The organism is Stenotrophomonas sp. 2YAF26, from assembly GCF_052114625.1.
In the GTDB taxonomy this organism is placed as follows: Bacteria; Pseudomonadota; Gammaproteobacteria; order Xanthomonadales; family Xanthomonadaceae; genus Stenotrophomonas; species Stenotrophomonas indicatrix.
In genome coordinates this window covers 31857-56256 of the sequence record NZ_JBFRFC010000001.1, presented here as the reverse complement: position 1 = coordinate 56256, position 24400 = coordinate 31857, and the positions used below count along the sequence as shown (strand labels likewise).

Genomic DNA, 24400 nt, shown 5'->3' with positions numbered 1-24400 from the left:
ACCGAGCGTACGCTCGGCTCCACAAGGCGAGGGCTGCGACAGTCACGCATGGCGTGGCTCTACTTCACCTCGAATTCGCCGACCAGCACCGTCTCGGCACGATCCTTCAGCCGCATCGTCACCCTCTGGTCCTTCTGCTTCGGCGTACCCCAATGGGTGGTCAGGCGCAGCATCAGCGTCGTCGCGCCAGTCACCAGCTGCTGGCGGCTGCCGAAGTAGTTCGCCTCCACCTTGTACCTGCCGGGCTTGGCGTTGCGCAGCGAGAACTGCTCGGGACCATAGCCGCCGGTGAAGTCCTGTGACATCTGCCCGCCCTGGTAGGTCAGGCGGTTGCCGTAGTACGCGCGCTCACCGTTCGGGTCGGTCACCCACAGGTCCATGTCGCTGTTGTCGGCATCCCACGCCAGCACCACGCGCAGGTCCAACGGCATCGCCTGCAGCAGGCGCGGGTCGATTTCCTTGGTATCCAGACGCGGCTTGCTGCCGGCCACCAGGTTGGTCAGCTCATCCAGGGCGATCAACGCGATACCGTCGAAACGAGCATCCCAGGGCCGTACGACTACTTGATACAGCGGCACCAGCGCTTGCTGAGGTTTGCCGGCTGCAGCCAGCGCCAGCCCAAGGTCGCGGAAGCTCTGCGGTTCCTCCTGACCCATCGCCAGCACCTGCTCGAACACCGGCACCGCCAGCACCGGAGCGTCGGCCTGCAGCAACCGGTAGCCGAGCACGCGCAGCAGATGGCGGTTGTCCAGATCCATCTCGGCCAGGTTGGACAGCACGCGCAGGGCAAGATCGCGCTGCCCCTGTTCGATCAGCAGGTCGGCCACGTCGAGGAAGAACGCGCTGCTGTCGGCGTTCGCAGCGCGCTCGGCCAGATAGCGGTCATACAGTTGCGACGGCGGCCCCTGGCGCAGGCGACGGGCAACCGGTGAGTCCGACTGCCACGCGGCCAGCTTGATTCCCAGCTGGCCATCATTGGCAGCGGCCGGCCCGGCCGCCATCGCATCGGCGGCGACCTCCTGCATCGGCGCCGGCGCCGGTGCCGGGCGTGCGACCGAACGCTGGCGCGAAGTGGCTGCATTCAACTGCATCTCCGCTGCGGCCGGTGCCGGAGCAACCAGCATCGCTACCGGTGCCGGCGGGGCGCCGGCCGCCACCTCCAGCGCCTTCGAATCCGCCTGCGGCGGTGTGCCCTTCGGCCAACTGCGATTCCACCACTGTTGGCGCTGCTGCCACTGCGTCACCACCTTGTCCAGACGCTGGCGGTCGGCCGCTTCGCGGTCTGCAACCTGGCGTGCGAAGCGCTGGTCGTACTCGGCGCGCAGCTTGCCCGACGGACGGATCGCATAGCGCAGGTAGTCGTCCAGGGTTTCCAGCACGATCAGCGAGGTATCCGGGCCCACCAAGCTGAACTGCTGCGACAGCCGCTGCATCGCCTCACGGTTGCTGCGTCGATCGCTCGACAACTGCTGCAGGCGCGCCTGTGCCCACAGGCCGGCCAGCAGATCACCGTCTTCGTTCTTCTGCGTCGCGGGCAGTGCCTGCCACTCGCCGCCAGCCACGCGTACCCGCATCGGCACACCTTCGGCCGCCAACCGCGCATGCAACCACAGCCAGCCCTGGGCCTGGCTGCGGCGGTCGATCACCACATCCTGCACGCCACGGCCGGCATCGATCTGGACATCCAGCGGTACCGACAGCAGTTCCCGCGCGGCGGCATCGATATCGCTGCCGAGTGCCACGAAAGTGCCCGCATGCGCCTCGCTCCAACCGCGCAGGCGGGTGGCATCGGTGCGTGCACCAGCACTGCTGATCGCAAACAGGCGCTGGTCGGCGGCCAGCGCCGGCATTGCTTCCGGCCCGTAGGTCAGCAGGCCATCGCTGACCATCAGGTACTCCTTCACCCCGGGTTGCGGCTGCCACTGCGCCAGCGCACTGGCACCATCCGGCTGCACCGCCATCAACTCCCGCCGCAGTTCACTCCAGTCGCCGCTGCGGATATGGAACCGACGCACAGGCTCCGCACGATCACGCAGCACGGTCAGCGCGACATTGCCCTCGCCCATTGCCGCGAAGTAGCGATCGAGCAGTGCGAACTCGCGGGTGCGGTCGCGCTGGCCTGCGGAACCGGAACCGTCCCACAGCAGCCCCACTTCCGACGGCACACGGCGCGGCGCGGCTGACGTCGGCACCGGCAGCTGTGCCAACAGGTAGTGACCGTCCTGCCAGCGTGCAACCTGCACCAGTGCCTTGCGCTCGGCTGGCAGCGTCCATTGCAGCTGGGTCGGCAACTGTGCGCCGCGCCCCTGCCATTGCAGACGGCCATCGGCAATGCGGAAAGGCGCACTGCCAGTATCAGCACCCTTCGGTGCCTGCACGGTCAGTTCGACGGCAGCGGCGCCAGCGACGAACTGCAACGGCAGCGTCCAACGCCAGCCCTGCGCGGCGTATGCCAGCGGCTCGCGCACGACCAGCTGCACCCGGCGGCTGCCGCCGGCCGGCAGCGGATACACGCGAAGCCGGAACTGGTTGCCGGCGGTCTGCTCCAGCAGGCCCGGATCGACACCACGACGGGCGATCTCCTCGAACACCTGACGACCGCGGTCCTTGGGCACCGGTACTGCCTCGCGCAACTCGCCGTTGATGTCCAGGGCGAACCCGGTGATCTGCTGGCCCTCGGCCAGCGGGAACTGCAGCTCGCCTTCCAGCACGCGCTGGTTGGGGTTGTGGAACTCCAGGGTGATACGGGTCTGGGCGATACCGGCCTGGACCTCGCCTTCGATGCGGGCATGTCGCAGCTGCACGGGCTGTTCGGCGGCGGGCGCGATCAGCAGCGGTGTGGACGTCATCGGCGGTGCCGGACGCCGCGACGCCTGGGGCAGTGCCGGCCAGCTTGCCAGGGCCAACAGCAGTACGGTGCAGCAACGGGCGAAGACCATGACAGGACTCCAGTGGGATCGTGACTGCTTGAACGCACCAACCGGGTGGACGGGGTTAACGTGATTCGATGCTGGTTCTTCGCTGCCCCTGGGCGCACCATGTGCGACTTCCCGATCCCGTGCAAGGATGCCCATGCGTTCTCCCCTGCTTCCCACCCTGCTGGCCCTGTGCTGGCCGTTGGCCGCCAGCGCCGTCGATGCGCCTGCAGGCCTCTATTTCCAGCATCACGACTGGGTCGTGGCCTGCGACAACACGCGCACGTGCCGCGCGGCCGGCTACGCCAGTGGCGATGACAGCACCCTCAGCGTGCTACTGACCCGGGCGGGCGGCCCCAATCAGGCCATCAGCGGTCGGATGTCGTTGCAGCCGATCGATGACCAGCCGCAGCCCAAGGGCGCGCTGCACCTGCGCATCCAGCAGCGTGACCTCGGTGTGCTGGCGCCGGCCAGGGAGCCGGGTATCCATGTGCTCAGCGCGGCACAGACCAGCGCAGTGCTGTCCGCGCTGGTGCGCGATGGTGGCATCGCGGTTGTCGATGGCGCCGGCCGCGCGTGGCCGCTGTCGGACAAGGGCGCAGCGGCTGTGCTGTTGAAGACCGATGAGTTCCAGGGCCGCGTGGGCACGCCGGGCGCGGTGATGCGCAAGGGAGCCGCCGCCGAAAGCAGCGTGCCTGCCGCCGTTGCCAAACCCGTGGTGCGCAAGGCACCGACGCTGTCGACGCCATCGGACGACCCGACGTTTTCCAAGCTGGCCGCCTCGCCGGCGCTGCGTGCGGCGCTGCGCGCCACTCTGGTAGAACCCAGCTGCGAAGGCCTGCTCGACACCGACCCGGATCTTCCGATCAGCAATTCACCACTGCAGATCCAGCGCCTGGACACCAAGCATCTGCTGGTCAACGTCCCCTGCTGGCGCGCGGCCTACAACACCGGTGATGGTTACTGGGTCATCGGTGAGAAAGCGCCCTACCAGCCGCAATGGGTGACCAGCGACGCGATCGACTACGGCGACGGGCAGATCGTCGCCTCGCACAAGGGCCGCGGCCTGGCCGACTGCGTGTCGGATGAAACGTGGACCTGGGATGGCACCCGCTTCGTCGCGACCTCGGCCATCAGTGGCGGCCTGTGCCGCGGCGTTCCCGGGGGTACCTGGGAACTGCCGACGCGGGTGACCGACGTACGCTGACCCTTCCGAAGCGGTAGCGCCGGGCCATGCCCGGCATGGACTACGCCGGCAGGCAGTGCTCGACGATCAGCTGGATCGCTGCGCCACCCCGGTAGTCGTCGCAAGCCAGGCGATAGGCCAAATGAACATGCTTGCCTGGCGCATTACCGTGCCAGCCGCCGAAATGGATCGCATTGATCGTGCCCGATACGCCGGGCAGGCGCAGTTCCAGCTTCAGATGCCGTTCCTTCAGCACGCGCCAGTTGGCCACCTCGAAATGGCCGTCGAACAGCGGCTCGGGGAACCCCTGCCCCCATGGCCCGGCCAGGCGCAGTGCATCGGCATGGCGATGATCGAGTTCGTCCGCGGCCAGTTCGCCGTCGCTGAGCACCTGCTGCTGCAGTGCAGCCGGGTCGAGCATCTCCAGCACGGTGGCGACGAACGCGGCTTCGAAGGCAGCCAGATGATCCAGATGCATGCTCAACCCGGCGGCCATCGCGTGACCGCCGAAGCGCTCGATCAAGCCGGGATGGCGTGCATCGACCAGCGCCAGCGCATCACGGATATGCAGGCCGGCGATCGAACGCGCCGAGCCGCGCAGGGTGTCGGCGCCCGGCTCGGCCGGCGCGAACGCGATCACCGGCCGATGCAGGCGATCCTTCATCTTTGAAGCAACCAGGCCAACCACGCCGGGGTGCCAATCGGCATCGAACAGGCAGGCTGCCACCGGGCGCTGCCCTGCGGTATCGAGCACCACCCGCGACAGCGCGTGTTCGGCGTCATCGGTCATCGACTGCTGGACCGCACGCCGCTCGGCGTTGATCTGTTCGAGCGTCTGCGCGATGTCGCGGGCCTGCCGCGGATCTTCGGTGAGCAGCAGGGCGATACCCAATGCCATGTCTTCCAACCGACCGGCCGCGTTCAAGCGCGGGCCAAGCCCGAAGCCGATGTCGGTGGCGGTCAGGCGTGCAGCATCGCGACCACTGGCTTCGATCAGTGCCTTCAGGCCGACGCAGCCCTGGCCATTGCGCAGCCGGCGCAATCCCGCGCTGACCAGGGCGCGATTGTTGGCATCGAGCACCACCAGGTCGGCCACTGTGCCCACCGCCACCAGGTCCAGCAGCGTGGTCAGGTCCGGCCCTTTGCCATTGGCAAATACCCCCGCTTCGCGCATCTGCCGGCGCAGCGCCATCAGCACGTAGAAGATCACGCCGACACCGGCCAGCGCCTTGCTGGGGAAGGCGTCGCCGTCGAGGTTGGGGTCGACGATGACATCGGCCGGTGGCAGCAGTGGACCGGGCAGATGGTGATCGGTCACCAGCACCTGCCAGCCACGCGCCTTGGCCGCGGTCACGCCGGCATGGCAGGCAATGCCGTGGTCGACGGTGACCAGCAGATCCGGCTGCAGCGCAGCCAGCTCGTCCACCAGTGACGGCGACAGACCATAGCCGTGCACCATGCGGTTGGGCACTGCGTGGAAGACGTGCTGCGCGCCGAGCATGCGCAGACCGCGCACACCGACCGCGCAGGCGGTTGCGCCGTCGCAGTCGAAATCACCGACTACCAGGATGCGCTTGTCGGCGGCGATGGCTTGCACCAGCAGGTCCACTGCCGCGTCGATGCCGGTCAGCAGTTCCGGCGCATGCAGGTTGCCGAGCTTGGGCAGGGCCAGCTCCGGCGTGTGCGCACCACGTGCGGCATACAGGCGGGCCAGCAGCGGCAGCGTGCCCTCCGGCCAGCTACCGGGCACGACCGCATCGCGACGGCGGATCATCGGCGTATCGGAAGACGGCAGCACAGCATCGGCGGCAAGGGACATCGGCATCGCCGGGTTGCGGAAGACCCACGCATGATACCCCGCGCAGCTCGCCAGGCTCTTCCGGGCTTGGCGCAGGCGTGGTGATCGCCCATGCTTGTTCGCTTCTGAAACGGAATTCGCCATGTACCGCCTGCTGTCCGTACTGCTTGCCAGCCTCCTGCTGCCACTTGCTTCCCAGGCGGCAAACACGCCGCCAACCCCCGGTATCGAGTTCGTACACCACGACTGGTTCCTGGCCTGCGACAACACCGGCACCTGCCGTGCAGCCGGCTACAGCCCTGAACAGGCGGACAGCCTGCTGGGCCTGATGCTGGAACGTGCCGGCGGCCCCGGCACGGCAGTGAAGGCGAGGCTGCGGGTCGGTGAGGATGGCGAAAGCGCAGTGCCTGAAGGTTCAATGCGCCTGCACGTGAACGGCCGTGATCTGGGCCCAGTGCAGGACACCGGGGCCGACGAGGCAGTGATGCTGCGGCCGGCGCAGGTAGAAGGCGTGCTGGCCGCCCTGCCCGGCCAGGCCCGTATCGAGGTGATCGACAGCAGGGGCACGCGCTGGCCGATTTCGGATCGTGGTGCCGCCGCGGTGCTGCTGAAAATGGACGAGGTCCAAGGGCGCGTGGGCACGCCCGGTGCGCTGGTACGCCGCGGCACGCGTGCCGAAGCGAGCGTGCCCGCCGCAGTGGCCAAGCCGGTGATCGTGCGCGGTGTGCTGGCGGCCGGCCGCCCCGGCGATAGCGGGCTGGGCAGCAGCGAAGCGCTGCGCGACGCGCTGATTGCCACGCTCGGCGACAACGACGACTGTCCGCGCCTGATCGAGTACAAGGGAACACCGGAAATGGTGATCGAGCGGTTGGACGACCACCATGTGCTGGTGCAGGCGTTGTGCCAGATGGGCGCGTACAACTACAGCAATGGCTTCTGGATCGCGCGCGATCAGCCGCCGTTCGCACCTGAGACGGTCACGCTGGAGGCAGAAGGCTTCTCGCGCTCCGATCGCACGTTGTACGCGCGCTACAAGGGCCGCGGCATCGGCGACTGCGTTTCCGGCTGGGACTGGGCCTGGGATGGCCGCAGATTCCAGCCAAGCAGTGCGTTCAGTACCGGTCTGTGTCGTGGCGTGGCGGGCGGGCACTGGACGCTGCCGACGCTTGTCAGCGAGGTTCGTTGAATGCGCACGCCTTCACTGTTGTACACCCCGCTGCCGCTGCTGGCGTCTTTGGCGCTGGCGTCGGTTGCCACGGCCGCTGAACCGCTGGGCACATCGTTCGTGGAGGGCGACGGGGTGATGGCCTGCGACAACACCCGCACCTGCCGGCTGGCAGCCTACGGTCCGCTGGCACCGCTGATGCTGAGCATGCTGGTCGAACGCGCCGGCGGGCCGCAGACGGCGGTCACCGCACGGCTGTCAATGGCCGAAGGCGCCGAGGACGCGCCTCGCACCCCGGCGGCGGTAGCGCCTGAAGGAACGCTGCGACTGCGCGTGGATGGAAGGGATCTCGGTGCCATCGGCCACAGCGAGGCGCTCGACCTTGGCCTGGAGCTGCCCGCCCACTACGTGGCATCGATGATCGATGCACTGCTCGATGGCAGGCGCATCGAGATGAGCGACGCATCCGGCCACGCGTGGCCGCTGTCGGATCATGGCATCCGCACGTTGCTGCTGAAGATGGACGAGGTACAGGGTCGGCTGGATACCCCAGGCGCACTGGTGCGCAAGGGCGCACAACCAGAATCGAAGGTGCCGGCCGCGGTAGCCGCGCCACCCCTGAAGGCGCCACCCCTGCTGGTCGAAGCACATGAAGACGATGGGCAGCTGGCTGGGCGGGCAGAGCTGCTTCAGCAACTGCAACCGGTGGCCGCCGCGCGGAACGCCTGCGAACGGATGTCGTCGCGCCAACTACGCATCGAACGGGTAGATGCCACCCATGTCCTTGCCATGTTGAGCTGTGCAACTGACCGCCACATCGTGCCAGCGGGTACCTGGCTGATCCGCGACCGTTCGCCATTCGCACCCAGGCTGCTCTCGCCGACCCCGCTGTTTCCGCTCTACCCGCACGCCGTGTTTCTTGAAGAAGGCCTTGCCACAGACAAGGATGCCTGCGGGACGAACCGGCACTGGGTTTGGGATGGAACGCGTCTGATCCTGAGCGGGGCGTTTGTCGGCTACTACTGCAGCAGCCCGAGCCGCAGGCATTGGCAGCTGCCGATCCATGTCACCGATATTCGATAGCGCATGCGCCGGGCATGACCCGGCGCTACCGCCTTGCCTCAAGCGTCGTGCAGCTGCCGTGGCTTCTTCCAGAACTGCCAGCGCTGGCCGCGATCCAACTGGAACTGCAGGCCGTCCTCGAAATCCAGCACCAGCCGTTGCAGTTCGCCACGCTTGAGCGCGGCCAGCAGCGGCCGGATCGCGTCGTTGCCCAGCTGCTGCAACGAGCGCAGCTGGCGCAGGTCGACCAGTGCATCGACCGACTGCTCACCATCCACCGCGACACCTGCGGCCTGGGCCAGGCCCTGCAGCAGCGCATCGCGGCTGCGTACCTGAGCATGCGGTGTGGCCACCGATACCGGCATCACGCCACCACCCCAGAACCACAGCGAATTGATCGGCTGCTGGCCCTGCGCGGCGCGCTGCTGGTTCCACGAGTGGGTGTGCAGCAGCACCTGTGCTTCGGTCATCAGTGCGCGCCAGCGACGGCCCGCCTCGCCCGGCGGCAGGTGCGAGAACAGGTCATCACCCAACACCTCGTCGGGGCTGTCAAACTCCGGCAGTTCAGTACCGATGGGCAGGCGCAGGTACCAGCGTGACGGATCGGGTGCATCCAGCACGAAGCCTGCATCCGCAAACAGCGGCTGCAGCACGGGCAGCAACGCCAGCGTATCGGCCAGGCTGGGCCGCAGCGTTTCGCCGTGGCCCATCATCCGCGCGCCATGCATGTCCGGCACCATGCAGGCCGGATCGGCACGCAGCCAGCAGGCGCCGGCGGCATCGCCGACGTCACGCTGCCGGGTCAACGCGGCTACCGGCCAGTGCGGCGCGGCCACCGTGAAGTGGCGCAGCAGCTGCGCGCGTTCGCCGGCATCGCCCTGCGAAGTGGTGGCGCGGCCCAGGGCGCGCGCCACGTCATCCGGCAATGCAGCCACCGCAAAGCGGCTGCGTGCCGGCAACAGCAGGGTTGCCGTCGCCACGGATCAGTCCTGGTAGCTGACGCTGACGATCTCGTACTCGCGCTGGCCGGCCGGCGCATCGATCACGATCGAGTCACCTTCCAGCTTGCCGATCATCGCGCGGGCGACCGGCGAGGAAATCGCGATCAGGCCGAGTTTGATGTCCGCTTCCAGATCACCAACGATCTGGTACTTCTTCTCTTCGTCCGATTCCACGTCGGCCAGGATCACGCTGGCGCCGAACACCACCTTGGAGCCTGCATTGAGCTTGCTCACGTCGATGATCTCGGCGTGCGACAGCTCGCCTTCCAGCTGCTTGATGCGGCCTTCGATGAAGCCCTGTTCCTCGCGCGCGGCGTGGTACTCGGCGTTCTCCTTCAGGTCGCCGTGCTCGCGCGCTTCGGCGATCGCGGCGATCACCTTCGGACGCTTGACCGACTTCAGGTGATCCAGTTCGTCGCGCAGACGCTGCGCGCCCTTCATCGTGATGGGTGCTCTCATGCGTTCAACTCCTTGTGCAGTTCCTGCAGCGACCAGACCGGGCCGGTACCGCGGAATTCCAGTGAATCCACCAGCGCCTTGGCACCGGCAATGGTGGTCGAATAGGTGACACGGTGCTGCAGTGCCTCGCGACGGATCGAGAACGAGTCGTTGATCGCGGCACGGCCTTCGGTCGTGTTGACGATATAGACGATCTCGCCGTTCTTGATCGAATCGACGATGTGCGGGCGACCCTCGACCACCTTGTTGATGATCTCGCAGTCCATGCCGTGCTGCTGCAGCCACGCTGCGGTGCCACGGGTGGCAACCAGGCTGTAGCCACGTGCCAGCAGGGCCTTGGCCACCGGCAGCACGCGCTTCTTGTCCGGGTCGCGCACCGACACGAACGCCTTGCCCACCGGCGGCGCCTTGATGCCACCGGCTTCCTGCGCGCGCGCGAAGGCGGCGTTGAAGCTGCGGCCCACGCCCATCACCTCACCGGTGGAGCGCATCTCCGGCCCGAGGATCGGGTCGACGCCCTGGAACTTGGCGAACGGGAAGATCGCTTCCTTCACCGAGTAGTAGTCCGGCACGATTTCCTTGGTGGCGCCCTGCTCTTCCAGGGTCTTGCCCGCCATGCAGCGGGCCGCGATCTTGGCCAGCGGCATGCCGGTGGCCTTGGACACGAAGGGCACGGTGCGCGAGGCACGCGGGTTCACTTCCAGCAGGAAGATGGTGTCGTTGCCTTCCTCATCGGTCTGGATCGCGAACTGGGTGTTCATCAGGCCCACCACGTTCAGGGCCTTGGCCAGCTCGACCACCTGGCGACGCAGCTCGGCCTGGGTTTCAGCCGACAGCGAGTAAGGCGGCAGCGAGCAGGAGGAATCGCCCGAGTGCACGCCGGCCTCTTCGATGTGCTCCATCACGCCACCGATCAGGACGTTGCCCTGGGCGTCGGCGATGATGTCCACGTCGCACTCGACGGCATTGTCGAGGAAGCGGTCCAGCAGCACCGGCGAATCGTTGGATACCTTCACCGCATCACGCACGTAGCGGGCCAGGTCGGATTCGCCATAGACGATTTCCATCGCGCGGCCACCCAGCACGTAGCTCGGGCGCACCACCAGCGGGTAGCCGATCTCACGCGCCAGCAGCAGGGCTTCCTGGTCGTTGCGGGCAATGCGGTTCGGCGGCTGCTTCAGGCCCAGCTTGTCCACCAGCTGCTGGAAGCGCTCGCGGTCTTCGGCCAGGTCGATCGAGTCCGGCGAGGTGCCGATCACCGGCACGCCGTTGGCTTCCAGCGCGCGCGCCAGCTTCAGCGGGGTCTGGCCGCCGTACTGAACGATCACGCCCTTGGGCTGTTCCAGCTCGACGATTTCCAGCACGTCTTCCAGAGTCAGCGGCTCGAAGTACAGGCGGTCGGAGGTGTCGTAGTCGGTCGACACGGTTTCCGGGTTGCAGTTGACCATGATGGTTTCATAGCCATCCTCGCGCAGCGCCAGTGCCGCGTGCACGCAGCAGTAGTCGAACTCGATGCCCTGGCCGATGCGGTTCGGGCCACCGCCGAGGATCATGATCTTGTCGCGGTTGCTCGGCGCGGCTTCACACTCGTCCTCATAGGTCGAGTACAGGTAGGCGGTGCCAGTGGAGAACTCGGCGGCACAGGAGTCCACGCGCTTGTACACCGGGCGCACCTTGTGTGCGCGACGCAGCGCGCGCACGGCCGCTTCGTTGGTGCCGGTCAGCTGGGCCAGGCGCGCGTCGGAGRAGCCGGCACGCTTGAGCTTGCGCAGGCGCGCCGCATCCAGTGCATCGATCCCATCGGCCGCGACCTGGGTCTCGGCGGCGATGATTTCTTCGATCTGGTCCAGGAACCACGGATCGATGTAGGACAGCTTGAAGATGTCCTCCACGCTCATGCCGGCACGGAACGCGTCGGCGACGAAGAACAGGCGCTCCGGACCCGGCGCCTTCAGCTCGCGGCGCAGGGTCTGCAGATCGTCTTCACTGGTCAGGTCCAGGCCGGTCGGGTCGAAGCCGACCTTGCCGGTTTCCAGGCCACGCAGGGCCTTCTGCATCGATTCCTGGAAGGTGCGGCCCATCGCCATCACCTCGCCCACCGACTTCATCTGGGTGGTCAGGCGTGCATCGGCAGCCGGGAACTTCTCGAAAGCGAAGCGCGGAATCTTGGTGACGACGTAGTCGATGGACGGCTCGAACGAGGCCGGGGTCAGGCCGCCGGTGATCTCGTTCTTCAGTTCGTCCAGGGTGTAGCCCACGGCCAGCTTGGCCGCGACCTTGGCGATCGGGAAGCCGGTGGCCTTGGACGCCAGCGCCGAGGAACGCGACACGCGCGGGTTCATCTCGATCACCACCACGCGGCCGGTATCCGGGTTGATGCCGAACTGCACGTTCGAACCACCGGTGTCCACGCCGATCTTGCGCAGCACGGCGATGGAGGCATCGCGCAGGCGCTGGTATTCCTTGTCGGTCAGGGTCTGCGCCGGGGCCACGGTGATCGAGTCACCGGTGTGCACGCCCATCGGGTCCAGGTTCTCGATCGAGCAGACGATGATGCAGTTGTCCGCGGTATCGCGGACCACTTCCATCTCGAATTCCTTCCAGCCCAGCACCGACTCTTCGACCAGCACTTCGGTGGTCGGCGACAGTTCCAGGCCGCGGTTGACGATCTCGATCAGCTCTTCGCGGTTGTAGGCAATGCCGCCGCCACTGCCGCCCAAAGTGAAGCTGGGGCGGATGATGGTCGGATAGCCGACGCGGGTCTGGATCTCCAGCGCTTCGTCCAGGGTATGGGCAACGGCAGCGGTCGGGCACTCCAGGCCGATCTCGCTCATCGCCACGCGGAACAGCTCGCGGTCTTCGGCCATCATGATCGCTTCGCGCTTGGCGCCGATCAGCTCGACGTTGTACTTCTCAAGCACACCGTTGTCGGCCAGGTCCAGCGCGCAGTTCAGCGCGGTCTGGCCACCCATGGTCGGCAGCAGCGCGTCGGGCTTCTCCTTGGCGATGATCTTCTCGACGGTCTGCCAGTTGATCGGCTCGATGTAGACGGCGTCGGCCATCTCCGGGTCGGTCATGATCGTGGCCGGATTGCTGTTGACCAGCACCACGCGGTAGCCCTCGTCACGCAGGGCCTTGCAGGCCTGGGCGCCGGAGTAATCGAACTCACAGGCCTGGCCGATGACGATCGGGCCGGCACCGATGATGAGGATGGTCTTGAGGTCAGTGCGCTTGGGCATTTTCTTCTCTAAGTCAGTACAGCGTGACAAGGGGGAGTGATCGCACGCTGTCGATCAGGAAATCTCTTCGGGTTTCAGCGCAATCCGGCACTGGTCCTGCAACGGCTTGGCCAACTGCGCGTCCAGATCCTCTGGAATCGCCGGCCCACTTTCGAACGACGCCACCATGCGTCGGTACGTCGGGCTGGCCATGAAGGCGGCAAGCTGTGCGCGGTCCGCGCCAGCCAGACCGGCGCCGGCCTTGGCCTCGGTATTTTCCGGGGTGGAATTGGCGAACGTGGTCGACAGGGCCTGGCCCGCGGGCGTGGCCAGGAAGCGCGACCATTCGGCGATCACCACATCGCCATCGCTGCCCAGACCCTGGATGATCGAACGGCGGAACTGTGCATCCAGCAGATCGCGCACGGGTGCCTGCGCGCATGCCTGGTCGGCATCCGGCAACGCCTTCAACGCCGGCGTGCTGTCGATCACCAGGCTGGCCATGGTGGTGCCCAGCGAGCCCATGCCCAGCGTCTTCACTACCGCAGCCACGTCGGCGTCGGACGCCGGAGCGGCCTGTGCCGCACCCGCGGCGCAGCACAGCGACAGCAGCAGAGCGACGCTGCGCATCAAGCCTTGGCCTCGGCCATCAAGGTCACGAAACGATCGAACAGCGGACCGACGTCGGTCGGGCCCGGCGAGGCTTCCGGGTGGCCCTGGAACGAGAACGCCGGCACATCGGTGCGGGCGATGCCCTGGTTGGTGCCGTCGAACAGCGAACGGTGGGTCACCCGCAGGGTGGCCGGCAGGGTCGCTTCATCCACCGCGAAGCCGTGGTTCTGCGAGGTGATCATCACCCGGCCGCTGTCCAGGTCCTGCACCGGATGGTTCGCGCCGTGGTGGCCATGGCCCATCTTGATCGTCTTCGCGCCCGAGGCCAGGCCCAGTAGCTGATGGCCCAGGCAGATGCCGAAGGTCGGGATCTTCACGTCGATGAAGGTCTTGATCGCGGCGATCGCGTAGTCGCACGGTTCCGGGTCACCCGGGCCGTTGGACAGGAACACGCCGTCCGGCTTCAGCGCCAGCACTTCAGCGGCCGGGGTCTGCGCCGGCACCACGGTGACCTCACAGCCGCGCTCGGCCAGCATGCGCAGGATGTTGGTCTTCACGCCGAAGTCGTACGCCACGACCTTGTACTGGGCCGGCACGCTGACGAAGGCGTTGGCATCCAGGTCCAGCTGGCCCTCGGTCCAGACGTAGGTCTTGTCGGTAGTCACGACCTTGGCCAGATCCATGCCCTTCAGCCCCGGGAACTTGCGGGCCGCTTCCAGTGCCTTTTCCACATCGATGTCGTCGCCAGCCATCAGCGCGCCGTTCTGGGCGCCCTTCTCGCGCAGGATGCGGGTCAGCTTGCGGGTGTCGATGCCGGCGATGGCGACCACGCCACGCTGGATCAGCCAGTCCTGCAGCGACACCTGGCTGCGCCAGCTGCTCGGGCGGCGCGGTACGTCGCGCACGATCAGGCCGGCCGACCACACCTTGGACGCTTCATTGTCCTGGTCGGTCATGCCGGTGTTGCCAATGTGCGGATAGGTCAGCGTGACCATCTGCCGGGCGTAGGACGGGTCGGTCAACACTTCCTGGTAGCCGGTCATGGCGGTGTTGAACACCACCTCACCGACGGACAGGCCGGGCGCGCCTACGGATTCGCCCTCGAATACGGTGCCGTCTTCGAGGACGAGGATTGCGGCTTGGGTCACGGAATTCTCACTTTGGCTACCGAGGGGGTGCCGAAGTCACGCCTGCGCTTCACGGAAATCCGGTTGCAAAAAAGCGCGGACGTACGGTCTGGGACCGGTCCGGCTTTCGTGATTCGGCGAGTGCGAATTGTAGCGGTGCCGGGGCGCTCGCGCCAGCGGTTATCGCCATTCATGAACAGGCGATTGCGCATTCATTTCAATCCGGGTGCGTATGCAGGCCGATGACCGGGCCGCTGCCATCCGACCTGCCCGGCTCCGGTAGGCGCCAACCTTGGTTGGCGCGTTCAGCAACGGCTGCCAACCAAGGTTGGCATCTACCATCGACCCGGGACCGTTACCCGGGCCCGTCCAGCAGGTCCCTTACCCGGTAGCTGCCAGCCGCCCGACCCTGCAGCTGGCGAGCAGCAAACAGCGCCCCGCGGGCGAAGATGTCGCGGTTGGTGGCCCGGTGCACCAGTTCGATGCGCTCGCCCAGGCCGGTGAACTGCACCAGATGCTCGCCGACGATGTCTCCGGCGCGCAGGCTGGCGTACTGCGGCTCGGCCCCGCCCCGCTGCGCCGCGGCGCCCAAGGTCAACGCCGTGCCCGAGGGAGCGTCCTTCTTCTGCGTATGGTGCGATTCGACGATGTCGCAGTTCCAGCCGGCCAGCGCCTGCGACGCACGCTCCACCAGCTCATCGAGCACCGCCACGCCCAGGCTGAAGTTCGACGCCCACACCAGCGGGATCTTCGCCGCCGCTGCTTCCAGTGCCTGGCGCTGCACACTGGAAATACCGGTGGTGCCCGATACCAGTCCCGCACCGCGCTCCACGCACAGTGCCAGCAGCGCATCGAAGCCCTCGGGCAGGCTGAAGTCGATCGCCACATCGAACACCGGCGCCCCCGGCAACTCGCTGGCCGCGAAGAACGGCACGCCGTCGATCACCCGCTGCGCCGGCGCACGGCCGGTCACCGCAGCGACGATCTGCAGGGAATCAGGATGTTCGGCGGCCAGCCGCAACAGGGCCTGGCCCATGCGCCCGGAGGCGCCGTGAATAAGCAATCGCAGGGGAGTCTGGTTCATGCACGCAGGCTAGCGGCAGCACGCATGGTCCGGCAAGCACTGTCGCTGCTACGCTGCGTGCCCCTTCAAGCGCTGGCCCGCACCCCATGCACCTTTGCAAACCGCCCGCGCCAAGCGCTGACGCCGTCATGCCGCCTGCGCGGATGCAGGGCTGAAACGGTGCGCATTTCCGAAGTCGCCCGCCGCACCGGCGCCAGCGCCAAGGCCATCCGCCTGTACGAGGCACGCGGCCTGCTGCCGCCAGTGCCGCGCCTGAACCGCTATCGCGACTACAGCGAGCAGGACGTGGCCTGGGTGCAGCTGATCCGGCAGGCACTGGGGCTGGGCATCGGCTTGGCCGCCATCACCCGCCTGCAGCGTGGCGACGGCCAGCTGGACTGGCCAGCCGTGCTCGCCCTGCTGGAGCGCCAGCGCACTGCGATTGCCGCCGAGCGCGAGCGGCTTGCCCGCGTCGAGGTCGAACTACAGCAGGTGGGTGACGAGCTGCGGCAATGGCTGCAGCAGGGCGATGGCACCTGCGTGCTGGCTCCCGCTGGCTGCCCTGGCGGGGTTTGACTCTGCCCTTGGGGCATAGCGCAACGTCGGTCGCCTTCCAGCCTCCGAGACTGCCGTGTCCCGTTCCATCCTGATCCTGCTTGGCCATCCCGACCGCGACAGCCTGTGCGGCGCCCTCGCCCACCGCTACGCGACCGCCGCCCGCAACGCCGGCCACCGCGTGCACATGATCGCCCTGGGTGAACTGCAGTTCGACCCGGTGCTGCGCCACGGTTATCGCCAGATCCAGCCACTGGAAACCGACCTGCAGGATGCAGCAGACGCGATCCAGGCTTGCGACCACCTGGTGCTGGTCTACCCGACCTGGTGGGGCGCGATGCCGGCACTGCTGAAGGGCTTCTTCGACCGCGTGCTGCTGCCGGGCTTCGCCTTCCGCTACCGTCGCGATTCGGTGTGGTGGGACCGGCTGCTGGCGGGGCGCAGCGCGCGGGTCATCACCACGCTGGATACGCCGCCCTGGTACTACCGCTGGATCTACCGCGATCCGGGCATCACCCAGATCCGTGCCACCATCCTTGAGTTCTGCGGCATCCGCCCGGTGCGGGTCAGCCGGCTGGGCCCGGTGCGCAGCAGCACGCCGCAACAGCGCGAACGCTGGTTGGCACTGGCAGCGGAGCTTGGCACGCGGGCAGGTTGAGGCATAGCCGCGAACCGGTCGCCTCACCCTGCCTGCAACGTAGATCCACTCCATGCGTGGATGATCAATTCCGACACCGCTGGAGGGCAGCGCTGGGGATGCGTAGATCCACGCCATGCGTGGATGATCAATCGGCAGTGCGGACCAAGGTCCGCACCCACCAGGGAAGGTCCGCACCCACCAGGGCAGCGCCCAGACGCCTCTCTAGTGCTGCTTCGGCGGCGTCGGTCCGCAGCTGTCGCAGCCGCCGCACGCACCGCCACCGCCAGTGGCCGGCGGCGCGATCTTCCGGCCCAGCGCCTGCAGCCAGGCCGCACGGCCCGGCTTCAGCAGCGCCAGTGCCAGCGCGCCGCGCAGCTTGCGCACGGTGCCGGGCGCCTGCTTCTTCAACACCACCCACGCACTGGCCAGCACGGCCACCGCGATGATCAGGTACTGCACCAGCAGGCCGGCGTCCATCAGCCGCCTCCCAGCGCCACGGTCACCTGGTAGGTGATCAGCGCCGCGACATAGGCCGCAGCAAACAGGTAGAACGCCGAGAAGCCCATCGTCTTCCACGAGTTGGTCTCGCGCTTGATGGTGGCCAGCGTCGAAATGCACATCGGCGCGTAGATGAACCACACCAGCAGGGCCAGGCCGGTAGCCAGCGACCAGCCGTCGGCCACCACCGGCGACAGTGCGGAGATCGCCGCATCATCATCGGCGGCCGACAGCGCATACACCGTCGCCAGCGAGGACACCGCTACTTCGCGCGCAGCGAGGCCCGGAATCAGGGCGATGCAGATCTGCCAGTTGAAGCCCAGCGGCGCGAAGATCGCGGTCATCGCATGACCGATCTGGCCGGCGTAGCTGTAGTCGATGGCCGGCATCGTCGCGTCGGCGGGCGCGCCCGGGAACGACAGCAGGAACCACAGCAGGATGGTCAGCGCCAGGATGATGCCGCCGACACGCTTGAGGAAGATCATGCCGCGCTCGTACAGGCCGACGGCGAGGTCGCGCGGATGCGGAATGCGGTACGACGGCAGCTCCAGCATCAGCGGGTGCTCGCTCTTGTCGCGGCGCCACTTCTTCATCACCCACGACATCACCAGCGCGCTGAGGATGCCCGCCACGTACAGGCCGAACAGCACCAGGCCCTGCTGGTTGAAGATGCCGATCCTGCCGGCCGGTATGAACGCACCGATCAGCAGCGCATATACCGGCAGCCTTGCCGAGCAGGTCATCAGCGGCGCCACCAGGATCGTGGCCAGGCGGTCACGCGGGTCCTGGATGCTGCGGGTGGCCATGATGCCCGGCACCGCGCAGGCAAAGCTGGACAGCAGCGGGATGAACGACCGCCCCGACAGGCCGGCCGCCGCCATCATGCGGTCCAGCAGGAACGCGGCGCGTGGCAGGTAACCGGACTCTTCCAGCGCCAGGATGAAGGCGAACAGGATCAGGATCTGCGGCAGGAACACCACCACGCCCCCCAGGCCGGCGATGATGCCATCGGTCAGCAGGCTGGTCAGCGGACCTGCCGGCAGCACGCTGGCGGCCAGCTCACCCAGCCAGGCAAAGCCAGCCTCGATGCCATCCATCAGCGGCGTGGCCCAGGCGAACACCGCCTGGAAGATCAGGAACATCACCACCACCAGCGTGATCAGGCCGAACACCGGATGCAGCAGCCAGCGGTCCAGCGTGTCGTCGATCTTCGCCGTCCGTGCCGGCATCCGCACGGCTGCGGCCAGGATCGCGCGCACCTGCGCGTGGTAGTCCACACCGCTCTCAACGCCGGCCAGCGGCGCATCCAGGTGCGGCACCATCGTATCCAGGCGTTCCACCAGTGCACGCGCGCCCTGCTTGCGCACCGCCACGGTTTCCACCACCGGCACACCGATCTCGCGCTCCAGCGCGGCTACATCGATCTGGATGCCGCGGCGCTGCGCGGCGTCGACCATGTTCAGGGCGATGATCATCGGCTTGCCCAGCTCGCGCAGTTCCAGTGCGAAGCGCAGGTGCAGGCGCAGGTTGGTGGCGTCGATCACGCACAGAAGGACGTCCGGCGCGGCCTCGCCCGGGTAGAACCCCCGGCACAGGTCGCGGGTGATCGCCTCGTCCAGGCTGGCCGGCTGCAGGCTGTAGGCGCCCGGCAGGTCGAGCACGGCGAACTCGCGGCCGGACGGCGCACGCAGGCGGCCTTCCTTGCGCTCAACGGTGACGCCGGTGTAATTGGCGACCTTCTGCCGGCTGCCGGTCAGCTGGTTGAACAGCGCGGTCTTGCCGCTGTTGGGGTTGCCGACCAGCGCGATGCGCAGCGGGGCGGCGGTTGCGGTGGCGCTCATGCACGTCCCTCCTGGCTGGCCGGGTCGATGACCACGCGCCGGGCCTCACTGATACGCAGCGCGAAACGGGTGAAACCGACCTGCACCAGCAGCGGCTCGCCGCCGACCGGGCCTCGCGCCACCAGGCGCACTTCCTCGCCCTTGACGAAGCCCAGCTCGCGCAGGCGCCGGGCGATGGCATCGTTGGCATGCAGGTCCTGCACGGAATCGACCACGGCCGAGGCGTGCAGGGGCAGTTCGGACAGCGTCATCTAGCGTGTTCTCTGCTGGATGTAAATGGTTCTCGATTCTAACATTCCCGCGTCGCGTCATGGCCCATGACCAATGGCCCGCTATGATCCATACAGGTATGGAGCAACCCCCGGAATCCCATGAACGATGCTTTGCAGATCGAGCGCAACGGCGCTGTCCTGACCCTCTGGCTGAACCGGCCGGAGCTGCACAACGCCTTTGACGCCGGCCTGATCGCCCGGCTGACCGCAGCCTTGGAAGCGGCCGGCCGCGATGACACCGTGCGCACGGTGGTGGTGGCCGGCCACGGCGCCTCCTTCTCTGCCGGTGCCGACATGCAGTGGATGCGCGGCATGGCCTCCGCCAGCGAGGCCGACAACCGTGACGACGCCCTGGCCCTGGCCCGGCTTATGCGCACCCTGGACGAACTGCCCAAGCCCACCCTCGCCCGTGTCCACGGCGCCGCCTTTGGTGGCGGCGTCGGCCTGGTGGCCTGCTGCGATATCGCCATCGCCACCACCGCCGCCCGTTTCGGCCTGACCGAAAGCCGCTTGGGCCTGCTGCCAGCAGTGATCTCGCCCTATGTGATCGAGGCCATCGGCAGCCGCCAGTCCCGCCGCTGGTTCGCCACCGGCGAGCACTTCGACGCCGACACCGCCCTGCGTATCGGCCTGATCCACCAGCTGGTGGAGCCCGAACGCCTGGACGAGGCGGTGCAGCGACAGTTGGCCCTGCTCGACAAGGCCGGGCCGATCGCCTCGGCTTCGGCCAAGCTGCTGGTCCGGCAGGTTCGCGACGCCCATGACCGCGACAGCCTGGACCGTGACAATGCCGCCCTGATCGCCCGCCTGCGGGTATCGGCCGAGGGCCAGGAAGGCCTGGGTGCCTTCCTCGACAAACGCGCGCCGCACTGGGTCACGGAGGCCTGACATGCTGGACCATATCGGCTTGAACAGCGGCGACCTGCCGCGCAGCAGGGCCTTCTTCCTGCAGGCGCTGGCACCGCTGCAGATCGGCGTGGTGATGGAGGTAAGCGCCGCACAGACCGGCGCCCACGACCACGTGGGTTTCGGCAACCACGGCAAGCCGTTCTTCTGGCTGGGCAATGCGGCGCCGCTCAGCCAGGGCGTGCACGTGGCCTTCGTCTGCGCCGAACGCGCCCAGGTTGATGCCTTCCACGCCGCCGCGCTGGCCGCAGGGGGACGCGACAATGGCGCGCCCGGCCTGCGTCCGTGGTATCACCCGGACTACTACGCCGCCTTCGTTATCGACCCCGATGGCAACAACATCGAGGCAGTCTGCCACCTGCCCGGGTAGACCCCTGCGTCGCCACCAGGCGCAGGCGTGGCCGCTTGTGCGACCCGCCTGCGTATCTCATCTGGCAGCCTGGCGAAGACCGGGCCGCCCCCGTTTTCCAGGAACCGCCGTGACCCCAGTCGATCCCATCCGCCCTGCCCGTCCCATCCCGCCCGCCGCAGGGGTGCCGCGATGAGCGATTTCGTCCGCATCGTCGAGGTCGGCCCGCGCGACGGGCTGCAGAACGAAAAGCAGGCCGTGGCCACCACCGACAAGATCGCCCTGATCGATCGCCTGTCGGCCACCGGCCTGCGCACCATCGAGGCGACCAGCTTCGTCAGCCCGCGCTGGGTCCCGCAACTGGCCGATGCTGCCGAGGTCTATGCGGGCATCCAGCGGCGCCCCGGCATCGCCTATCCAGTACTCGTACCGAACGAACAGGGCTACGACCGTGCGCGCGCCGTCGGCGTGCAGGAAATCGCGGTATTCACCGCTGCATCGGAAGCCTTCAACCGCACCAACACCAACGCCGGCATCGATGAATCGCTGGCCCGCTTCGAGCCGATCCTGCGCCGCGCGGCCGCCGACGGCGTGCGCGTGCGCGGCTACGTCTCCACCGTGCTCGGCTGCCCGTACCAGGGCGAGGTACCGCTGGCCGACGTAGTGCGCGTCGCCCGGGCGCTGCACCAGATGGGGTGCTATGAAATCTCTCTGGGCGACACCATCGGCGTCGGCACGCCACGCAAGGCCCGCGCGATGCTGCAGTCGGTGGCTGCCGAGATCCCGATGAGCGCACTGGCCGTGCACTTCCACGATACCTACGGCCAGGCCATCGCCAACATCGCCGCCTGCCTGGAAGAAGGCGTGCGCGTGGTCGACAGTGCGGTGTCCGGTGCCGGCGGCTGCCCGTACGCGAAGGGCGCCAGCGGCAACGTGGCCAGCGAGGACGTGGTGTACCTGCTGCAGGGCCTGGGCCTGGAGTGCGGGGTCGACCTGCCGTCGCTGGCCGAGACCGGCCGCTGGCTGGCCGGACTGCTCGGCCGCGCGACCGCCAGCCGCGTCGGGCAGGCGCTGGCAGCGACATGAACGACAGCGGCCCGCGCGACCGTCCGGCCATCGGCGATACACCCGCCGCAACCGACGTCGCGCTGGCCGCTCTGGACGCGGCGCTGGCTGCTTCGCCGCCGCCGGCCCAGGCCAGGCTGCTGCGCCAGGCACGGCAGGCGCTGGCCGATGCGCAGCAGCGCGAACTGGATACCCAGGCCCGCTATGCCGCGTTGTTCGACGCCGTGCCCGACCCGGTCAGCATCCTCAGCGCCGAAGGCGTGGTGCTGGACGTCAACCGCGCAGGCATCGTCGCCTACGACCGCCCGCGCGAGGACATCGTCGGCCAGCCGATCGAACTGCTCAATCCCGACCTGCCCAGCGACCATCTGCAACCGGTGTGGGAAGCGCTGAACCGTGGCGACACCTACGTCATCGAAGTGACCAACATGCGCGGCGATGGCAGCCGCTTTCCGGTGGAGGTGCACTCGGCCGGCTTCCAGGACCGCGGCCAACCCTGCATCGTCGCCGTCGCCCGCGACCTGAGCGGGCGCTGGCGCGCCGAGTCGCGCTATCGCCTGTTGATGGAATCGATCGACAAGGGCGTGATCCTGTTCGACCGCGACCTGCGCGTGCTGTCGGCCAACCCGGCCGCACATCGCATCCTCGGCCTCACCGGTGGCGGCGTGGGCTTGAACGCGATGCTCGATCCCGAAGCGTGGATCATCGTCGACGAGCATGGCCACCCGTTGACCCAGTCACAGTGGCCGACCAGCCGCTGTTTCCAGGCCGGGCGGGTGATCCGCAGCACCATCATCGGCCTGTACCACCGCCCGCGCGGACGCATGCTGTGGTTGTCCACCACCAACGTGCCGGTGTTCGGCAACGGCTGCGACCAGGCCGACCATGTCTATGCGATGTTCAGTGACATCACCGAACTGAAGCGCAACAACACCCTGTTCGCGCGCGCGCAGTCACTGGCCCATATCGGCGGTTGGGAGTGGGATCGCGGCCTGCAGCGCCTGTACCTCACCGATGAAGCGCGGCGCATCGTCGGCCAGCCGGCCGACCTGGAGGACATGCCCGACCTGCTGGACTGCCTGCGCAGCGACGACCGCGCCGCCCTGCAGCAGGCGCTGGCCGACACCATCGAACACCGCAGCAGCTTCGGCCTGGAGCTGCAGGGCCAGCGCCGCGATGGCCACTCGTTCTGGATCAGGATGATCGGCGAGGTCTCGGCCGGCGATGTCGATGCCGCACGCATCACCGGCACCGTGCAGGACATCACCGAGCGCAAGCAGGCCGAGGAAACCCTGCGCGTGCAGGCCCGCACCGACCCGCTGACCGGAATCATGAACCGCGATGCGGTGCTGAGCGACCTGGGCGTGCGCATGGACAGCCCCAGCCACGACCGCGTTGCGGTGCTGTACATCGACCTGGACCGCTTCAAGGTGGTCAACGACCTGCTTGGCCACAACGCCGGTGATGAACTGTTAATCGAAGCGACCCGGCGCATCGCCACCGCGATCGGTACCGAAGGCCTGCTTGCACGCTTTGGCGGCGACGAGTTCCTGGTGATCTGCGACCTGCGCGACCAGCCGGACCAGGCCGAACAGCTGGCCGAGCGCATCACTGCGGCGTTCTCGGCACCGTTCCAGCTGGGCAGCGACGAGTTCCCGGTGACCGCCAGCATCGGCATCGCCCGCGCACCGCGCGATGGCAACCGGCCGCAGCAGCTGATCCAGAACGCCGACACGGCGATGTACGAGTGCAAGCGCCGCACCCGCAACGGTTGGCAGGTGTTCTCCCCGGAACTGGCACAGCGCCAGCATGACCGCCTGCAGATCGAGAGCCGGCTGCACAAAGCCCTTGATGGGGACGAGTTCCATCTGGTGTACCAGCCACAGGTCAACCTGCGCAGCGGCGCCACCATCGCCTGCGAGGCATTGATGCGCTGGCACAACACGCAGTTGGGGCAGATGCGCCCGGACCTGTTCATCCGCCACGCCGAGCACACCGGCGACATCGTGCGCATCGGCCAGTGGGCCTTGCGCGAAGCCTGCCGGCAGGTACGTCAATGGCAGGACGACGGGCTCGGCCTGGTGCGGGTGGCCGTCAACGTTTCCTGGCGGCAGTTCGTCGGTGAGGATCTCGCCCGCTGGGTGCGGCAGGTGCTGGATGAGTTCGAGCTGCCCGGCAGCGTGCTGGAGCTGGAGTTCACCGAGCGGGTGTTGATCGAGGATGCGCCAGACACCCTGCGCACCTTCGCCCGCCTGCGCGAAATGGGGGTGATGCTGACCATCGATGACTTCGGCGAAGGCTACAGCGCCCTGAACTACCTGCGCCGTCTTCCCATCCATGGGCTGAAACTGAGCCAGTTGTTCGTCGAAGGCATTCCCCGCAACCGCTCGGATGTGGCGGTCTGCGAGGCAGTCTGCGCGATCGCCCGCAGCCTGGGGCTGGGCGTGGTCGCCGAAGGCGTGGAAACCGAGCCACAACGGCAGTGCCTGCTCGACCTGGGGGTGACCGTCGGCCAGGGCTTCCTGTTCGCCCATGGCCTGCCCGCCGCCGACTTCGAGCGTCGCCTGCGCCGAGCCCGCGAACTGGGCTGAGGCCGGCGGCGCAGTGCACAACGGCGGCTGCCGTCGCTTCCGTTAGAATCGGCGGTTCTTGAACCTGCAGGACCGTG

20 protein-coding genes are annotated in these 24400 nt (G+C 67.7%); 9 read left to right on the top strand and 11 right to left on the bottom strand.

What is annotated here, in order from left to right; translation table 11 throughout:
• Positions 1 to 59 precede the first annotated feature (59 nt).
• Positions 60 to 2939 (bottom strand): VIT domain-containing protein, encoded by a 2880-nt coding sequence (locus AB4Y98_RS00235; RefSeq protein WP_442243486.1) that lies wholly within the window; start codon positions 2937 to 2939, stop codon positions 60 to 62.
• Positions 2940 to 3072: 133 nt separating this feature from the next.
• Between AB4Y98_RS00235 and AB4Y98_RS00230 the strand changes: the two genes are divergently transcribed.
• Positions 3073 to 4122, top strand: a complete 1050-nt coding sequence (locus AB4Y98_RS00230) for a DUF1176 domain-containing protein (protein ID WP_442243485.1) — start codon at positions 3073 to 3075, stop codon at positions 4120 to 4122.
• A gap of 40 nt (positions 4123 to 4162) precedes the next feature.
• Here the strand turns inward: AB4Y98_RS00230 and recJ are convergent, their stop codons facing one another.
• Positions 4163 to 5920, bottom strand: a complete 1758-nt coding sequence (gene recJ / locus AB4Y98_RS00225; RefSeq protein ID WP_442243484.1) for a single-stranded-DNA-specific exonuclease RecJ — start codon at positions 5918 to 5920, stop codon at positions 4163 to 4165.
• A gap of 121 nt (positions 5921 to 6041) precedes the next feature.
• Between recJ and AB4Y98_RS00220 the strand changes: the two genes are divergently transcribed.
• Both AB4Y98_RS00220 and AB4Y98_RS00215 read left to right on the top strand, forming a co-directional pair.
• Positions 6042 to 7085, top strand: coding sequence for a DUF1176 domain-containing protein (locus tag AB4Y98_RS00220; protein WP_442243483.1), 1044 nt, complete (start codon positions 6042 to 6044; stop codon positions 7083 to 7085).
• The gene (locus AB4Y98_RS00215) at positions 7086 to 8147 is read left to right on the top strand and encodes a DUF1176 domain-containing protein (protein WP_442243482.1); all 1062 of its coding nucleotides are present in this window, start codon (positions 7086 to 7088) and stop codon (positions 8145 to 8147) included.
• A 38-nt stretch (positions 8148 to 8185) separates the two neighbouring features.
• On the opposite strand, the gene AB4Y98_RS00210 is transcribed toward AB4Y98_RS00215, so the two are convergent.
• The 6 genes from AB4Y98_RS00210 to dapB form a co-directional block, all read right to left on the bottom strand.
• Entirely contained in the window at positions 8186 to 9106 is a 921-nt protein-coding gene (locus tag AB4Y98_RS00210) for a phosphoglycerate mutase (protein ID WP_025874723.1), read from the bottom strand.
• A 3-nt stretch (positions 9107 to 9109) separates the two neighbouring features.
• Positions 9110 to 9574 (bottom strand): transcription elongation factor GreA, encoded by a 465-nt coding sequence (greA, locus tag AB4Y98_RS00205; RefSeq protein WP_025874725.1) that lies wholly within the window; start codon positions 9572 to 9574, stop codon positions 9110 to 9112.
• A gap of 8 nt (positions 9575 to 9582) precedes the next feature.
• Entirely contained in the window at positions 9583 to 12825 is a 3243-nt protein-coding gene (carB, locus tag AB4Y98_RS00200; RefSeq protein WP_442243481.1) for a carbamoyl-phosphate synthase large subunit, read from the bottom strand.
• A 54-nt stretch (positions 12826 to 12879) separates the two neighbouring features.
• Positions 12880 to 13434 (bottom strand): hypothetical protein, encoded by a 555-nt coding sequence (locus AB4Y98_RS00195; RefSeq protein ID WP_442243480.1) that lies wholly within the window; start codon positions 13432 to 13434, stop codon positions 12880 to 12882.
• Positions 13434 to 14564: a glutamine-hydrolyzing carbamoyl-phosphate synthase small subunit gene (carA, locus tag AB4Y98_RS00190; protein WP_394196297.1), complete on the bottom strand. Its 1131-nt coding sequence runs from the start codon at positions 14562 to 14564 to the stop codon at positions 13434 to 13436. Before carA ends, AB4Y98_RS00195 begins: the two co-directional genes overlap by 1 nt.
• Positions 14565 to 14898: 334 nt before the next feature.
• Positions 14899 to 15627, bottom strand: coding sequence for a 4-hydroxy-tetrahydrodipicolinate reductase (gene dapB, locus AB4Y98_RS00185; protein ID WP_363733133.1), 729 nt, complete (start codon positions 15625 to 15627; stop codon positions 14899 to 14901).
• A gap of 159 nt (positions 15628 to 15786) precedes the next feature.
• Here dapB and AB4Y98_RS00180 point away from each other — a divergent pair, with 159 nt between their 5' ends.
• Both AB4Y98_RS00180 and AB4Y98_RS00175 read left to right on the top strand, forming a co-directional pair.
• On the top strand, positions 15787 to 16182 hold the full coding sequence (locus AB4Y98_RS00180) for a MerR family transcriptional regulator (RefSeq protein WP_080148926.1): 396 nt from the start codon (positions 15787 to 15789) through the stop codon (positions 16180 to 16182).
• 55 nt (positions 16183 to 16237) lie between these two features.
• Positions 16238 to 16819: an NAD(P)H-dependent oxidoreductase gene (locus AB4Y98_RS00175; protein ID WP_312786980.1), complete on the top strand. Its 582-nt coding sequence runs from the start codon at positions 16238 to 16240 to the stop codon at positions 16817 to 16819.
• 204 nt (positions 16820 to 17023) lie between these two features.
• Here the strand turns inward: AB4Y98_RS00175 and AB4Y98_RS00170 are convergent, their stop codons facing one another.
• The 3 genes from AB4Y98_RS00170 to AB4Y98_RS00160 are packed head-to-tail and all read right to left on the bottom strand — an operon-like array spanning position 17024 to position 19391.
• Positions 17024 to 17278, bottom strand: coding sequence for a DUF6587 family protein (locus AB4Y98_RS00170; protein ID WP_363733131.1), 255 nt, complete (start codon positions 17276 to 17278; stop codon positions 17024 to 17026).
• On the bottom strand, positions 17278 to 19140 hold the full coding sequence (feoB, locus tag AB4Y98_RS00165; protein ID WP_032975492.1) for a ferrous iron transport protein B: 1863 nt from the start codon (positions 19138 to 19140) through the stop codon (positions 17278 to 17280). Before feoB ends, AB4Y98_RS00170 begins: the two co-directional genes overlap by 1 nt.
• Entirely contained in the window at positions 19137 to 19391 is a 255-nt protein-coding gene (locus AB4Y98_RS00160; protein ID WP_025874743.1) for a FeoA family protein, read from the bottom strand. Before AB4Y98_RS00160 ends, feoB begins: the two co-directional genes overlap by 4 nt.
• 120 nt (positions 19392 to 19511) lie before the next feature.
• On the opposite strand from AB4Y98_RS00160, the gene AB4Y98_RS00155 reads away from it, so the two are divergent.
• The 4 genes from AB4Y98_RS00155 (at position 19512) to AB4Y98_RS00140 (ending at position 24323) form a co-directional block, all read left to right on the top strand.
• Positions 19512 to 20300 (top strand): enoyl-CoA hydratase-related protein, encoded by a 789-nt coding sequence (locus AB4Y98_RS00155; protein WP_025874745.1) that lies wholly within the window; start codon positions 19512 to 19514, stop codon positions 20298 to 20300.
• 1 nt (position 20301) lies between these two features.
• A complete protein-coding gene (locus AB4Y98_RS00150; RefSeq protein ID WP_312112974.1) occupies positions 20302 to 20688 on the top strand; it encodes a VOC family protein in 387 nt (128 codons plus the stop codon).
• Between the two features lie 171 nt (positions 20689 to 20859).
• On the top strand, positions 20860 to 21753 hold the full coding sequence (locus AB4Y98_RS00145) for a hydroxymethylglutaryl-CoA lyase (RefSeq protein ID WP_099842398.1): 894 nt from the start codon (positions 20860 to 20862) through the stop codon (positions 21751 to 21753).
• Entirely contained in the window at positions 21750 to 24323 is a 2574-nt protein-coding gene (locus AB4Y98_RS00140; protein ID WP_223495012.1) for a sensor domain-containing protein, read from the top strand. Before AB4Y98_RS00145 ends, AB4Y98_RS00140 begins: the two co-directional genes overlap by 4 nt.
• Positions 24324 to 24400: the final 77 nt, after the last annotated feature.

What these genes read in the sequence shown, in the direction of transcription:
- AB4Y98_RS00160 (WP_025874743.1), bottom strand. Translation starts at nt 19,391, where the DNA reads ATGACGCTGTCCGAACTGCCCCTGCACGCCTCGGCCGTGGTCGATTCC.
- AB4Y98_RS00235 (WP_442243486.1), bottom strand. Translation starts at nt 2,939, where the DNA reads ATGGTCTTCGCCCGTTGCTGCACCGTACTGCTGTTGGCCCTGGCAAGC.
- AB4Y98_RS00230 (WP_442243485.1), top strand. Translation starts at nt 3,073, where the DNA reads ATGCGTTCTCCCCTGCTTCCCACCCTGCTGGCCCTGTGCTGGCCGTTG.
- feoB (WP_032975492.1), bottom strand. Translation starts at nt 19,140, where the DNA reads ATGAGCGCCACCGCAACCGCCGCCCCGCTGCGCATCGCGCTGGTCGGC.
- AB4Y98_RS00170 (WP_363733131.1), bottom strand. Translation starts at nt 17,278, where the DNA reads ATGGACGCCGGCCTGCTGGTGCAGTACCTGATCATCGCGGTGGCCGTG.
- AB4Y98_RS00150 (WP_312112974.1), top strand. Translation starts at nt 20,302, where the DNA reads ATGCTGGACCATATCGGCTTGAACAGCGGCGACCTGCCGCGCAGCAGG.
- AB4Y98_RS00220 (WP_442243483.1), top strand. Translation starts at nt 6,042, where the DNA reads ATGTACCGCCTGCTGTCCGTACTGCTTGCCAGCCTCCTGCTGCCACTT.
- AB4Y98_RS00195 (WP_442243480.1), bottom strand. Translation starts at nt 13,434, where the DNA reads ATGCGCAGCGTCGCTCTGCTGCTGTCGCTGTGCTGCGCCGCGGGTGCG.
- dapB (WP_363733133.1), bottom strand. Translation starts at nt 15,627, where the DNA reads ATGAACCAGACTCCCCTGCGATTGCTTATTCACGGCGCCTCCGGGCGC.
- AB4Y98_RS00145 (WP_099842398.1), top strand. Translation starts at nt 20,860, where the DNA reads ATGAGCGATTTCGTCCGCATCGTCGAGGTCGGCCCGCGCGACGGGCTG.
- recJ (WP_442243484.1), bottom strand. Translation starts at nt 5,920, where the DNA reads ATGTCCCTTGCCGCCGATGCTGTGCTGCCGTCTTCCGATACGCCGATG.
- AB4Y98_RS00155 (WP_025874745.1), top strand. Translation starts at nt 19,512, where the DNA reads ATGAACGATGCTTTGCAGATCGAGCGCAACGGCGCTGTCCTGACCCTC.
- AB4Y98_RS00215 (WP_442243482.1), top strand. Translation starts at nt 7,086, where the DNA reads ATGCGCACGCCTTCACTGTTGTACACCCCGCTGCCGCTGCTGGCGTCT.
- AB4Y98_RS00140 (WP_223495012.1), top strand. Translation starts at nt 21,750, where the DNA reads ATGAACGACAGCGGCCCGCGCGACCGTCCGGCCATCGGCGATACACCC.